General features: G+C 59.2%; 1 protein-coding gene. It reads left to right on the top strand.

Annotated features, from left to right (window positions below; translation table 11 throughout):
• Window positions 1-218: 218 nt before the first annotated feature.
• On the top strand, window positions 219-409 hold a 191-nt coding region (locus SB847_RS20555), incomplete at its 3' end, for a hypothetical protein (protein WP_410578407.1).

The following is a 409-nucleotide window of genomic DNA, read 5'->3' as shown; positions in this document are numbered from 1 at the left end:
CCACTCTTTCCGCTGGTACCGATTCTTGCATTCGGCTTGTGCTTCATATCCCTCATAGGACTTGCCATGGACCCAAACCAGGTAGCTGCTTTGTACTTTGGGGTACCGTTCGTTGGCGCGTGCTATGCGTTCTTCCACTTCCGCTATGGCCGCAGGGCGCAGGTTGGCTGAACATTCGTAGGTTGGCTGGGCACCCGTAGGTTTGGCGGCATGTCAGAATGGCCGAAGCGCTTTTCGGAAGGAGCCGTTTCTTTGAGGGCTCCCCCGAGGCGTCCTCGTTGGCTCAGGGCCTTCGCCTCGTTCGGATGGTAACGGACCGCGAAAAGCAGGGACGCCAGCTTTTAGGTGTTTCCCAGCTGGCGGCGGAGCTGGACATGGAGCAGAGCCGCGTTTCGCGGTTGGCACAGGA

The organism is Bacillus sp. SIMBA_026 (assembly GCF_046535335.1).
GTDB classification, from domain to species: domain Bacteria; phylum Bacillota; class Bacilli; order Bacillales; family Bacillaceae; genus Bacillus; species Bacillus velezensis.
The sequence above is the reverse complement of the archived record's forward strand: the minus strand, read 5'-3'. Positions and strand labels throughout refer to the sequence as shown.